At 47.0% G+C, this 12,545-nt stretch carries 13 protein-coding genes; 10 read left to right on the top strand and 3 right to left on the bottom strand.

The window, feature by feature from the left end:
- The first annotated feature begins 169 nt into the window (after positions 1 to 169).
- The 3 genes from coaBC to Q1V85_RS01245 are packed head-to-tail and all read left to right on the top strand — an operon-like array spanning position 170 to position 2,637.
- Positions 170 to 1,378, top strand: coding sequence for a bifunctional phosphopantothenoylcysteine decarboxylase/phosphopantothenate--cysteine ligase CoaBC (gene coaBC / locus Q1V85_RS01255; protein WP_300596611.1), 1,209 nt, complete (start codon positions 170 to 172; stop codon positions 1,376 to 1,378).
- Positions 1,375 to 1,791 carry a DUF4296 domain-containing protein gene (locus Q1V85_RS01250; RefSeq protein WP_300596609.1) on the top strand — a complete coding sequence of 139 codons (417 nt, stop codon included), beginning with the start codon at positions 1,375 to 1,377 and terminating at the stop codon, positions 1,789 to 1,791. Before coaBC ends, Q1V85_RS01250 begins: the two co-directional genes overlap by 4 nt.
- A 24-nt stretch (positions 1,792 to 1,815) precedes the next feature.
- A complete protein-coding gene (locus tag Q1V85_RS01245) occupies positions 1,816 to 2,637 on the top strand; it encodes an aminotransferase class IV (RefSeq protein ID WP_300596607.1) in 822 nt (273 codons plus the stop codon).
- 113 nt (positions 2,638 to 2,750) lie between these two features.
- On the opposite strand, the gene Q1V85_RS01240 is transcribed toward Q1V85_RS01245, so the two are convergent.
- Together Q1V85_RS01240 and mqnB are read right to left on the bottom strand one after the other, a co-directional pair.
- Entirely contained in the window at positions 2,751 to 3,560 is an 810-nt protein-coding gene (locus Q1V85_RS01240) for a 1,4-dihydroxy-6-naphthoate synthase (RefSeq protein WP_300596605.1), read from the bottom strand.
- Positions 3,561 to 3,615: 55 nt separating this feature from the next.
- Positions 3,616 to 4,263 (bottom strand): futalosine hydrolase, encoded by a 648-nt coding sequence (gene mqnB, locus Q1V85_RS01235; RefSeq protein ID WP_300596603.1) that lies wholly within the window; start codon positions 4,261 to 4,263, stop codon positions 3,616 to 3,618.
- A gap of 205 nt (positions 4,264 to 4,468) precedes the next feature.
- Between mqnB and Q1V85_RS01230 the strand changes: the two genes are divergently transcribed.
- The 7 genes from Q1V85_RS01230 (at position 4,469) to Q1V85_RS01200 (ending at position 10,323) form a co-directional block, all read left to right on the top strand.
- Positions 4,469 to 4,876 carry a 6-carboxytetrahydropterin synthase gene (locus tag Q1V85_RS01230; RefSeq protein WP_300597127.1) on the top strand — a complete coding sequence of 136 codons (408 nt, stop codon included), beginning with the start codon at positions 4,469 to 4,471 and terminating at the stop codon, positions 4,874 to 4,876.
- A 24-nt stretch (positions 4,877 to 4,900) separates the two neighbouring features.
- On the top strand, positions 4,901 to 5,311 hold the full coding sequence (locus Q1V85_RS01225; RefSeq protein ID WP_300596601.1) for a 6-carboxytetrahydropterin synthase: 411 nt from the start codon (positions 4,901 to 4,903) through the stop codon (positions 5,309 to 5,311).
- Positions 5,312 to 5,324: 13 nt separating this feature from the next.
- Positions 5,325 to 5,921 (top strand): GTP cyclohydrolase I FolE, encoded by a 597-nt coding sequence (folE, locus tag Q1V85_RS01220; protein ID WP_300596599.1) that lies wholly within the window; start codon positions 5,325 to 5,327, stop codon positions 5,919 to 5,921.
- Positions 5,922 to 5,950: 29 nt separating this feature from the next.
- Positions 5,951 to 6,841, top strand: a complete 891-nt coding sequence (fabD, locus tag Q1V85_RS01215) for an ACP S-malonyltransferase (RefSeq protein WP_300596597.1) — start codon at positions 5,951 to 5,953, stop codon at positions 6,839 to 6,841.
- Positions 6,842 to 6,950: 109 nt separating this feature from the next.
- A complete protein-coding gene (locus Q1V85_RS01210) occupies positions 6,951 to 7,787 on the top strand; it encodes a sulfite exporter TauE/SafE family protein (RefSeq protein ID WP_300596595.1) in 837 nt (278 codons plus the stop codon).
- Between the two features lie 4 nt (positions 7,788 to 7,791).
- Complete coding sequence (locus Q1V85_RS01205; protein ID WP_300596593.1) at positions 7,792 to 8,184, top strand: DUF1634 domain-containing protein; 393 nt, start codon at positions 7,792 to 7,794, stop codon at positions 8,182 to 8,184.
- A 387-nt stretch (positions 8,185 to 8,571) separates the two neighbouring features.
- On the top strand, positions 8,572 to 10,323 hold the full coding sequence (locus Q1V85_RS01200; RefSeq protein ID WP_300596591.1) for a glycosyltransferase family 39 protein: 1,752 nt from the start codon (positions 8,572 to 8,574) through the stop codon (positions 10,321 to 10,323).
- A 267-nt stretch (positions 10,324 to 10,590) separates the two neighbouring features.
- On the opposite strand, the gene Q1V85_RS01195 is transcribed toward Q1V85_RS01200, so the two are convergent.
- Positions 10,591 to 12,543, bottom strand: coding sequence for an LTA synthase family protein (locus Q1V85_RS01195; protein WP_300596589.1), 1,953 nt, complete (start codon positions 12,541 to 12,543; stop codon positions 10,591 to 10,593).
- Positions 12,544 to 12,545 lie beyond the last annotated feature (2 nt).

Raw genomic sequence — 12,545 nt, 5'->3', positions numbered from 1 at the left:
ACAACTGTTCTTCAGTTGTGGCTTTTTTATGCCGTAACCCGCCATTGCATGATGGCATGGTCATTCCACCTCCCGCCCCTGCGCCTTCCTGTAGTGAACCTGAACCATGAAAGACAGTCTTATCATTTTATTGCATTTGTATTCCGAAACGATGGCTTATTTTTGATGCATGTTAGCAGGGAAGAAAATAGCCATCGGGATCAGCGGCAGCATTGCAGCCTACAAGATCGTTCACCTTGTGCGGCTGCTGGTAAAGCAACAGGCCATTGTAAAAGTGATCATGACACCCGCTGCCCGCGACTTTGTATCGCCCCTTACCCTGTCTACCCTTTCAAAAAACGAAGTCCTTATCGACATTGCATCCGGCAATACCTGGGCCAACCATGTAGCACTGGGACGGTGGGCCGACCTGTTGCTGATAGCACCGCTGAGTTGCAATACTCTGGCAAAAATGGCACAGGGCCATTGCGATAACCTGCTGCTTTCGGTATACCTCTCCGCCACCTGTCCCGTGATGGTATCGCCGGCAATGGATGACGATATGTGGCGCCATCCTGCCACTCAAAAAAATATCGAACAGCTGAAAACATTCGGGCATATCGTACTTATGCCCCGTTATGGCGAACTGGCCAGCGGGCTAACCGGCGAAGGCCGGATGGAAGAACCGGAAACGATCCTTACACAAATAGCCGCCTTTTTTGAACAGGCCCGGGGTAAGGACCTGGAAGGCAAAAAAGTACTGGTAACGGCAGGCCCTACACAGGAGGCACTGGATCCGGTACGTTTTATTGGTAATCACTCCTCAGGAAAAATGGGCTATGCCCTGGCAATGGAATGCCGGCGGCGTGGTGCAGATGTTGTGTTGGTACTGGGGCCGGCTCCGTCTATTTTACAGCAGGCCCTTTCAGGCATCACGGTTATAAAAGTGGTATCCGCAGAAGAAATGTACCAGGCATGCACCGATCATTTCCCTTCGGCCGATATCGCCCTGATGGCCGCCGCTGTTGCCGATTACCGGCCAGCCACCATCAGCGACACCAAAATAAAAAAACAGGAGAACGGGCTCGAATTAACCCTGGTAAAGACCCGGGACATCCTGGCCTCCCTGGGTGCCGTAAAAACCGGCCACCAGATCCTCCTGGGCTTTGCGCTGGAAACCAATAACGAGGAAGCACACGCCCTGGAAAAGCTGCATAAAAAGAATGCGGACTATATCGTGCTGAATTCATTAAACGATGGCGCTGCTTTTGGTGCCGATACCAATAAGGTAACCATTTATTCAAAAACAGGTGAAAAGGTCAGTTTTGCATCCAAAACAAAAACGGCTGTAGCACAGGACATCATTGATACTATTGTAAAAACGGGCACAACAATATGAAGAAAATATTACCATTACTACTGGTATGGAGTTTAACATTAGCGGCCTGCGGATTGGGGCGCCCTAAAGATGTTTTACCACAGGATAAAATGCAGGCCGTTTTATGGGATATTGCGCAGGGCGGTGAATTTGTAAACGGATATGTATACTATCGCTATCCCGATCTGAACCGCGCGGTAGTGAACCAGCAGGTATTAAAACAAATATTTGCCCTGCATAAGATCTCTAAAAAAGAGTTTGAGAAAAGCCTTGAATATTACCAGCGCAAGCCCGATGTATTTGTAGCAATGCTGGATTCTATCAACGCACAGCAAAAACGGATCAAACAAGCGGAGCCCCCAAATGCCGCAGACTCTACGCATCCGCAAGCCCCGGCAGCAGCACCGGCGCCCGCAAAGGGTTCCAGGCGTTAAAACAGGCCGCATACGCAATTTACAATGACACACTATCTATGTTCCAATGGCATTTTTGCAGATGCCGCAGCACCTGCCATTGATGCTGCAAATAAGAGCTACCGCTACGGGGATGGTTTTTTTGAAACGCTCCGGGTCCATCATTCACAGGTGCCACTCTGGGAGCTTCACCAGCACAGAATTCAACGAAGCATGGCACTGCTGGGCTATTCTTTTGCAGCAGGTGTAACGGCCACACAACTCTATGAACAATTGCTGGAGCTTTGTGAACGGAATCAATGCACCACCGGAGCCCGGGTGCGCCTGTCTTTCTCAAACGGGAACGGCGGACTTTTTGACCCTTCACAGGTTCATTACCTCATTGAAGCGCATCCGTTTACAGCACCGGTTTCCGGCGAGGGGCTAAAGCTTGGCATTTATGATGAACTGCAAAAGGAAGCCCATGGCTTTTCGTCACTGAAGCTGGCCAGCGGTTTTATTTACAGCCGGGCCGCACAGTTTTGCATCCGGCAGGGATGGGATGATTGCGTAATTCAAAATACAAAACACCAGGTGATAGAAACAGCCATCTCTAACCTGTTCTGGATCAAAAACGGAAACCTGTTTACACCACCAGTTACGGATGGCTGCGTGGAAGGCGTGTTTCGATCGTACCTGCTGGCTACAGAACCAGGCATCACGGAGCGATCCTGTACCCTGGAACAATTAAAAGAAGCCGATGAGCTATTTTTGACCAATGCACTCCGGGGCATCCGGAAGGTAGCGGAGTTCAACGGAAAAACCTATGCCAGCGATCAAACAGCCATTTTGCTTTCCCGCCATCAGCAACGGCTCTTTTCCCGGTAATGGTACCGATCATTAAAGTTGGTACATAGTCTGAATATTACGTTTAATACAGCCGGTAATGGCTGCCTTTCGCTGCAGCAATGGTATCTCCGCTAATCTGTGCTGAACGACCTTTACGCATTCGTATGCAAGCGGCTATGAATCGCCGCTAACGTATCCACCGCAGCCCGGCCCTCGCTGCCCAGATCTAAACTATAATTATTTACATACAGATCGATGTGTTTACGCATCACCTCTTCGCTCATCGCCTGCGCATGGGCTTTTACATAGGCAGACACTTCGGGATAGCGGTCAAACGCATATTGAAGGCTCTTACGGATCAGTGCATTCACCTGGTTAAAAAGCGCAGCGCCCAGCGATCTTTTTATCACAATGCCCCCCAGGGGGATGGGTACCTTCATGGTCTGCTCCCAGTATTCACCCAGGTCTGTCACCTTCGCCAGTCCCTTATCCTGGTAGGTAAACCGGTTCTCATGAATGATTACGCCCAGGTCTGCAGTGCCCTTTACTACCGCATCCTCTATTTCATGAAATACTCCAAATGATTTATGATGTGCATCCGGATAAGCAAAGCTAAACAGCAAATGCGCCGTCGTATTCACCCCGGGCAATACGACCGTGGCATCATTGATGGCAGCTTCCGGAAAAGATTGTTGCCCGCGGCTTACCAGCAGGGGACCCACTCCTTTTCCCAATGCACTGCCGGCATTTAACAAGGCATACCGATCTTTTGTCTTAAAATAGGCAGGAAAACTCAGCTTGGTTATATCCAGCCTGTCCTCAAGCGCCCAGCGGTTCAGCGTTTCCACATCTTCCAGCACGGCTTCAAATTCAATCCCCTCTGTATCGATCTTTCCATTTACCAGGGCATCAAAAATAAAGGTATCATTCGGACAGGGTGAAAATCCCAGTTTCAGTTTCATATATGCTTCTTATTAATTTTTTACAACAGGAAAACGCCTGAAAAAGTTCGGTTGTTCAGGAAGTAAATAACGTCAATAGCCGTTCCGTATGTTCGGCCAGGTTCGAAACCGAGGCTTTCAATGCCCATTTCGTTTTATCTCTTTCGCCTACATAATTAGACACGGCTCTTATCTGTAGAAAAGGTACGTTTTCCATGATAGCCACATAATGCAAGGCTGCGCCTTCCATCGATTCTACTTCGGCGCCCAGCTGCTCTTTAAAATGCCGGATGGTATCCGCTGCCGTGGTAATTTCATTAATCGTAACGCCTGTTGCGGCATCCAGCCCGGTAAGTTTCAGCAACCGGCTATGCGGGTTTTGAAGCCATCCTCCTGTAAACGGAGCCGCATCCGCATTCGCCAGCTGCAGGTCAAAAACCGATTTTCGCCGGCCGGCTTCTACCACGCCCAGGTCGCCTAAACACTCACGATCAACGGCTACCACCGTTCCCGGCGCGTAGTGGTTCACCAAACTGCCGCCAATACCCGCCTGCAACACCAGCTCGTACGGCTCCCGGGCCAGTTGCCGTGTTAGCCGATACGCTGTACTCAAGCTGCCAATACCCCCAATCAGCACATCAACGTCTTTCCGCTCTTTTAGAAAACGACTTAACGGATTTAATTCCAGCTCCGTAGCTGCCACCAATAAAATTTTCTTGTACATATGCTTTATTCCTGTTTCCCGGCGCCCGGTTTTAACGCCCCTACACCCTAATCTTCACAAAAATGTGCTGCCCGGCAAAGTTCGGGCATTTTTATAATTGAGGGAAATGTTACCTTTGCAGTCTGATTTTTTTGAAGCAGGTTTCTTTTTCGTATATAACCCGCTTCAAAGCCGGAAAAAATACCGGCTTACTTATTCATCAAATATGGTATATCTCACAAGAATTGAACACTTTAATGCCGCGCACAAGCTCTTTAATCCAGCATGGACCGAAGCGCAAAATGAGCAGGTTTTTGGTAAATGTGCCAATAAAAACTGGCATGGGCATAACTACGAACTATACATCACTGTAAAGGGAGAACCCGATCCGGACACCGGCTTTGTGTACGATGTAAAAAAATTGAGCGAGATCATTAAAGATCATATCATTGAAAAACTCGATCACCGGAATCTGAATGAGGACGTTGATTTTATGAAAGGAAAATTGTGCAGTACAGAAAACCTGGCTATTGCCATCTGGAAGGAACTTACACCGCATTTACCCCAGGGTGTATTGCTCCACTGCATAAAACTGTATGAAACCCCACGGATTTATGTGGAGTATTTTGGTTAAGTTTGTAGGTACCATTTGTCCAGCATGAAAGTATCTGTTTTCAGGAAGGAGCATTTTAACGCAGCACACCGGCTCTTTAACCCAGCCTGGGATGACGCAACCAATGAACGGGTTTTTGGCAAGTGTTCCCTGCCGCATTATCACGGTCATAACTATGAACTGGAAATAAAGATAACCGGAGAAGTAGATCCGCAAACCGGCTTTGTAATGGACCTGAAGGTGCTGAGTGAACTGGTTGCAAAAAATGTGATTGAAAAATTCGATCACCGGAACCTGAATCTGGATACCGATGAATTTAAGCATACAAACCCAACTGCAGAGAATATTGCAATTGTGATCTACAATATCCTGCGGCCACATATTCAAAGCGATCATGACCTGATGATTCGCCTGTATGAAACACCAAAAAACTTTGTGGAGTACCCGTCACTTTAAATTACCCGCAACTATGGCTTATAAAAAAGAAGATATATATAATGAACAGGTAACAGATGCGCTCACCCAGCATTACAAACAGGTAATTGCCCAGCTGGGAGAAGATCCGGAGCGGGAAGGTCTTATAAAAACACCGGAGCGCGTAGCCAAGGCCATGCAGGTGTTAACACAGGGCTATAATATGGATGCGCATGAGATCATTAACTCTGCAAAATTTCATGAAGATGTAAGCGAAATGATCATTGTAAAGGATATTGAGCTGTACAGTCTTTGCGAGCATCATATGCTTCCTTTTTTTGGAAGAGCGCATGTGGCATATATTCCCAATGGCTGGATCACCGGCCTCAGCAAGATCGCACGGGTGGTTGATGTTTATTCGCACCGCCTGCAGGTACAGGAACGCCTTACGGTACAGATCATGAATGCGATCAAAGAAACATTAAACCCGCTGGGTGTTGCGGTGGTCATTGAAGCAAAACACCTGTGTATGATGATGCGGGGCGTTCAAAAACAAAATTCAGAAACCACTACATCTGCATTCGACGGTGAGTTTCAAAAGAACTCTACCCGGAGCGAATTTTTAAAACTCATCAGCGCAAGATTAAGTTAAAGAAAACGAACCAAAATAAATAAGTGAATATGAAACAGGCAGTGGTATTTCCCGGACAAGGATCTCAGTTTACCGGGATGGGAAAAGAGCATTATGAAAACAACGCATTCGCAAAGAAATTGTTTGAGCAGGGCAATGAGCTCTTAGGATTCCGTATTTCCGATATCATGTTTACAGGAACTGCAGAGGAACTGAAGGAAACCAGGGTAACACAGCCTGCTGTTTTTTTACATTCCATCGTAGCCTATAAAGTAATGGAGAACAACCGGCCCGATATGGTAGCCGGCCATTCCCTGGGTGAATTTTCTGCATTGGTAGCCAATAATGTGCTGGCATTTGAAGATGCCCTGCAGCTGGTATCCGTACGCGCCAATGCCATGCAGCATGCCTGCGAACTGCAACCTTCTACCATGGCCGCTGTGTTGAATCTTCCGGATGAAACCGTAGAAGCAATCTGCAAGGCCATCCAGGAAGAAACCGGGGAGATCGTTGTGGCAGCTAATTACAATTGCCCCGGGCAGCTGGTAATTAGCGGCACCACCAAAGGAATTGAAATTGCGGTAGAGCGGATGAAAGCGGCCGGTGCCAAGCGTGCATTGGTTTTGCCGGTTGGTGGCGCATTTCACTCGCCCTTAATGGAGCCCGCACGAAAAGAACTGCAGGAAGCCATTGAGAAAACCGCTTTTCATCAGCCGGTTTGTCCCATCTACCAGAATGTAGTAGCCAAACCGGTTATGGATAAAGAAGAAATAAAAGAGAACCTCATCGCCCAGCTCACCGGTGCAGTGCGATGGACCCAAAGCATACAGGCCATGATCACCAACGGTGCCACGCGGTTTACGGAAGCTGGTCCCGGCAAGGTGTTACAGGGCCTGATCCAGAAAATTAATAAGGAAGTAGAAGTAAATGGGGTTAGTTAACCCCATTTTTTTTGTATATGTATCAAAGGTCATAAGGCTGGCCGCCCATCAATAGTCCCTAAGCGATTTCTTCCTACCTTCGGAACATTCGTTCACTGATCTTTTTCAAATGACCATACTTGCATTTACATTGATCATGTTAATCGGGGCCTTTATGGCTGGGTTGATTGGTTCATTATCCGGACTTGGAGGCGGCATCATCATTATTCCCCTGCTCACTATCGGACTGGGCGTTGATATTCATTATGCCGTTGGCGCGGCCCTGGTTTCAGTGATTGCCACTTCTTCCGGGTCGGCCGCCGCCTATGTGCGGGAGGGTATTACCAATATGCGGCTGGGGATCTTTCTTGAAATTGCCACTACCACCGGTGCCGTTTGCGGGGCACTCATTTCTACGATTGCCCCCGGTTCATTTATCGCTGTGCTGTTCGGGCTCACCCTGATCTTTTCCTCTATCAACTCCCTGCGGAAAAAAGAGGAACAGGTTTTAGCGCAAAGCAGTCCGCTTGCCCGGAAATTAAGGCTGGATGGCAGCTACCCCGATACCAATGGACAACCAATCCGGTATGGCACCAGGAATGTGCTGGGCGGCTTTGGTATGATGGGTATCGCCGGCATGATGTCTGGCCTGCTGGGCATCGGGTCCGGTGCTTTTAAAGTAATTGCCATGGACAATATCATGCGCATTCCATTTAAGGTGTCTACCACTACCAGCAATTTTATGATGGGCGTAACGGCCATTGCCAGTACGGTGATCTATTTACAAAAAGGATATGTACAGCCGGGTATTTGTATGCCTACCATGATCGGCGTGCTTTTTGGCTCGCTCGCCGGATCCAGGATCCTTATCCGCTCAAACCCCAAAAAGCTCCGCCTGTTTTTTGCGGTCGTTATCCTTTTGCTGGCAGTTAATATGATCTATCACGGTATTGCCGGAAAAATTTAAATCGATGACACAGAAAAACCGGTTTACAGATAAAACATTGCAAACCATTATAGGCAACCTGCTTCGTTATGGCGTATGGCTGGCCCTCAGCATAGGGGCAATCGGCGGTGTTATTTACCTGTTAAAGCATGGCCAGGAAACCATTCACTATGATCACTTTACTGAACGCGATAAAAGCATTGGCCAGCTGGTTGATGAAATGATCGCCGGCGTTAAGGAAGACAGTGGCACGGCGATTATATTTTTGGGAATCGTCCTGCTTTTTCTAACCCCGGCCCTGCGGCTGGTATTATCCTTCTTTTCATTCCTGATTGAAAAAGATTACCTGTATGTGATCATTACGCTGATTGTAATGGTGATTATCGGCGTCAGCATTTCGTTGGGATATAGTCATTAGGATTGCGGGGCCGAATTATTTACCGCGAAGGCGCGGAGACGCCAGGATGCGCCAGGATTCTTTTTCAGTATACTTGTGCAGGTGCTGTTTTAATGACCAGGAAGTCATTCGCTGCAAAGATGCTGGAACCTTAAGCGTTGAAAACGGATCGTCAAACGGTGTTCAGCTTTTAGTGCTCAGCATTCAACTATCAGTAGGGAATAGCATGCAGGCAATGGGCAATAGATACACCGGTATGAAAACGGGGACACTTCTCACTACCCACTTCTCACCATACACCTTCCCCCTTCAAACCTATGCATTTCAGCTGCACGCCCACAACATAATATTCTCATAAGAAACGCTTCGCGCAGATTTAGTACTTTCGTGTAAACAGACATCCTTATTATGCCTGCACATACAGATACCGTTTCCTCTTTTTCCTCCGGCAGCACAGGTTTTACCCGATATATGAACAGTGAAAACAGGCTCCTTGCGGGGTTTATGCTCTTATGGTTTTTGATCAACGGCCTGCAGGCGGTCTTCCTGGGTATCGACGGAGATGAGGCCTATTACTGGATGTTGTCGCAGCATCTGCAATGGGGATATTTTGATCATCCGCCAATGGTAACACTGTTCATCCGGCTGGGCGAATTCCTGGGACATAGCCCGTTCTTTACACGGCTTGGAACCATCCTGTTATCTACATTTTCAATACCGCTTATTTATAAGGGACTTCCGGATCAGCTTCAAAAGATCCGGTGGTTTATCCTGCTTTACGCAGCTACGCTTGTATTTAATGTATACGCCTTCATTACCACTCCGGATGCGGCGCTCTTCTTTTTTGCAGCACTGTTTTTTCTGAAGTACAAACATTTCCTGCTGCAACGCAATTTTAATAACAGCCTCTGGCTGGCCATTGCCATTACCGGGATGTTTTATAGTAAATATCATGGCATCCTGTTAGTAGGATTTGTGGTATTATCGAACCTGCGGTTATTGGCCAGTAAATATTTCTGGTTGATCGTGTTGCTGGTGGCCCTGCTTTTTTTGCCACATCTCTATTGGCAATATATCAATGACTGGCCAACGGTACGTTTTCATTTAATTGAACGTATTGCAAAAAAATACCAGGTCAACTACACCACCGATTACCTGCTGGGACAGATCCTTATCTGGGGGCCCCTGATATCCCTGTTATTCTATGCCACTATTTTCAAACTGAAGATCCGGGATGCATTGATGCGAGGCCATCTGTTTATGTTTGCGGGCACCCTCATTTTTTTCCTGTTCTCTTCATTCAAAAACACGGTAGAGCCACACTGGACGATGATCGCGGGCATATCTTATGTAGCGTTGTTCTTATCATTGATCGTAAACGGAACCGAAAAGTTCCGGAGCCTGTTTTTAAAAATAGCTTATGCCAATATCGGGCTTATATTACTGGCCCGGATCCTGTTCCTGATCCCCAACGGACCGGCAAACAGCATTCAACATTTCCGGTCGTTTTCTTACGCCCGGGTATGGGCAAACACTGTTTATCAAAAGGCCAACGGCACCCCGGTCGTTTTTTCCAACTCCTATGCATTGCCTTCGCTTTATAAATTTTACCATCCGGATGTACAAACAACGGGCTATAATGACAAGGGCTATCGCAAAACCAATTTTAATATTACCAATGACCAGTTTTTAAACGGCAGGGATGTGTATTACTATACACAAAGTCCGGACCTGAAGCCGGGTACCGGCATTGCAGTTGAGAGTGCCTATAATACAGGCAGACTGCTGCCGCTTCCGAAATACCATAGTCTGAACGGGCTGCGCATCTCTGTACCGGATCCCACCAAAGAAATGAAAGCGGGGAGCCTGCAACAAATACCACTAACCATTACCAATAAAAGCAGCCAGGCCCAGGAGCTGGAACCAAAGCTGCGCCTGGATTACGCATTTTTAATTGAGAAGTATAATTTTATTAATGCGGATACCAGCTTTGCCCTTCCGCAACAAACCCTGCAGCCCGGCGAAAGCATTCAACTGACCATTCCCGTTAAGGCGCCTCCGCAGGCCGGGAAATACCGGTTGCTGTTTTCATTTGTAAACGATTATATCACCGGAAACTTTGCCAGCAATTTTTATCAGATCAAGGTTAATGGGGAATAATTTGAGAATTTGAAAATATGAAAATGTGGAAATGTGGAAATGTGAAAATGTGGAAATGACGATCCGTTCCTGCTTCGTGCACTTCCTTTCGATCGATATTCTATAGACGTTAGAGGATAAGCTTTTAGCATTTAGCATTTAGCCTTCAGCTATCAGTTTCCCGGTCCCCCAGTCTGCATGTCCCCCCGGCAAGAGCACCAGTAAATAGCCAATAAATCATCGAGTATAAAACGGTTCCAACTTTAAACCTGAAACCTGAAACAAAAACTATCCCCCCGGCGCGATCAGCTGGTTACGGATCAGCCGGTTATTGTATTGCTGAATAAATGCCTTAACCCGTTGTTCCATTGCAGCGGCTTGCTTTATGGAATCCTGCAGCAAATTGGTTTTCATCAACCGGTCCTTTTTAAAATCATATAAGCCGGTAGCTTTTTTTCCATCAAAAAACAATAACTGGTTGCCTTCGATCCAGCGATGGTCACCAGCATATTGATAGGTAAAGCCAGGCGTTTTTCGTTGCAGTACGTTCTCTCCAAAAGCCAGGTAGGGTTTGTTATAATGCAGGTATCCCAATACCGTAGGCATAATATCCAGCTGCTGAATTACACCCGGATCAATGCCACGAAAGCTGCTATCTCCCGGTGCATATAAAAGAATGGGAATGGCGATATCACCCCAGGCATTCTGATATTCCGGATGATAGGATACGGTGGCATGGTCGGCGGTGATCACAAAAAGCGTATTCCCAAACCAGGGCTGTTGCCGGGCCTTTGCAAAAAAACGTTGCAAGGCCATATCGGTATACCCGATGCATTCCATAACCGGCAAGGGGCCTTTTTTAAATTTTCCTTCGTATTGCTGCGGCACTTTAAACGGATGATGCGAAGAAACCGAAAAGATACTTGAGAAAAAAGGTTGCGGAAAACCATTCAGCTTTTGCTCAAAGAACTGGAAAAAAGGCTCGTCCCAAATACCCCAGATGCCATCATAGTCCGCATCGTTGTTATATTCTGTTTTACCAAAATAATGTTCAATACCGATCATTTTGCTATAGGATAGAAAACCCATCGAACCATTAGGCGCGCCATGAAAAAAGGAAGTGTGGTAGCCCTCTCCTGCCAGTAGTTTAGGCAGGCTTTTCGTACTATCAGACACATAGGGCGTTAGCACAAACGGATCCAATCCGCTGGGGATACTGGAAAGAACAGAAGGTATGGCATCGATCGATTTTCTTCCATTGGCAAACGAATTCCAGTAGATCTTACTTACCGAAGCCAGCGAATCCAGGAAGGGTGTAAATCCTGTATAAGTACCATTATCAAGATCTTTGTTATAGAACCCTACCGACTCTTTGCCAAAACTTTCGAGGATAATAATGACCACATTCTTCTTCGCAAACGGGATAGAATCCGCAGCAGGGGTATGCAGCGGCGAATAGATCTGCTCCACCTCTTTGTCTGAAAAATAATGCACCTCGCGCAGCGGTTTTACGCCCATCATGCGTATAAAAACAAACGGCGTGTTTAACACCAGGTATACCTCGTGCGACCGTTTTACATAGGCGCCGGCATCGCCTACGGTAATGGGACGGGTGCTATGCCGGAATCCGCCCCGGATACCTCCAATGGCCAGCACCACACTCAATACAAAGATCAGCGATGCCTTTGTGAAATAAACGGCTTTCCGTACCGGAGCCTGCCGCTCCCTGATGGTTACCCGGCGGTAGAGGAACACCATTAAACCGATCAGCCCGATAAAGATAAGCACCACGTACCAGTAATCGATCAGGAAATTAAATGCCAGGCCGGATTTATTCTGTTCGTGTGAAAATTCGCTAAACACGCTGGTGGTCGTCCTTCTTAATGTAAACCGGTAATAGATAAAATCAATGCAATTCAATAAAAGCGCAATTCCGTTTGTAATATAGAACACCCATTGCTGTACCCGCTGAAACCGCTTATGAATGCGTAATGAATATGGCAGCGGTACAGTCATTAAAAAAATAAGCAGGCAATTGAAATACAACATGGCTGCCACATCAAACCGCAACCCGCCCGTAAGGATCATGATCCAGTCATGTAAACCGATGCCGGGGAACAGGGCGGTATTCAATATATAAAAGAGAAAACGGCAGATAAAAAACAAAAACAATACCAGCAGGATGCGGTATAAAAATGTTCCGTAATAGCTCAGCGCCCAGGTTCCTTTCCTCCTGTTCATAT

Source organism: Niabella sp. (genome assembly GCF_030150205.1).
In the GTDB taxonomy this organism is placed as follows: Bacteria; Bacteroidota; Bacteroidia; order Chitinophagales; family Chitinophagaceae; genus Niabella.
Note: the sequence above shows the minus strand (reverse complement) of the source record. Positions and strands in the feature narration are given on the sequence as shown.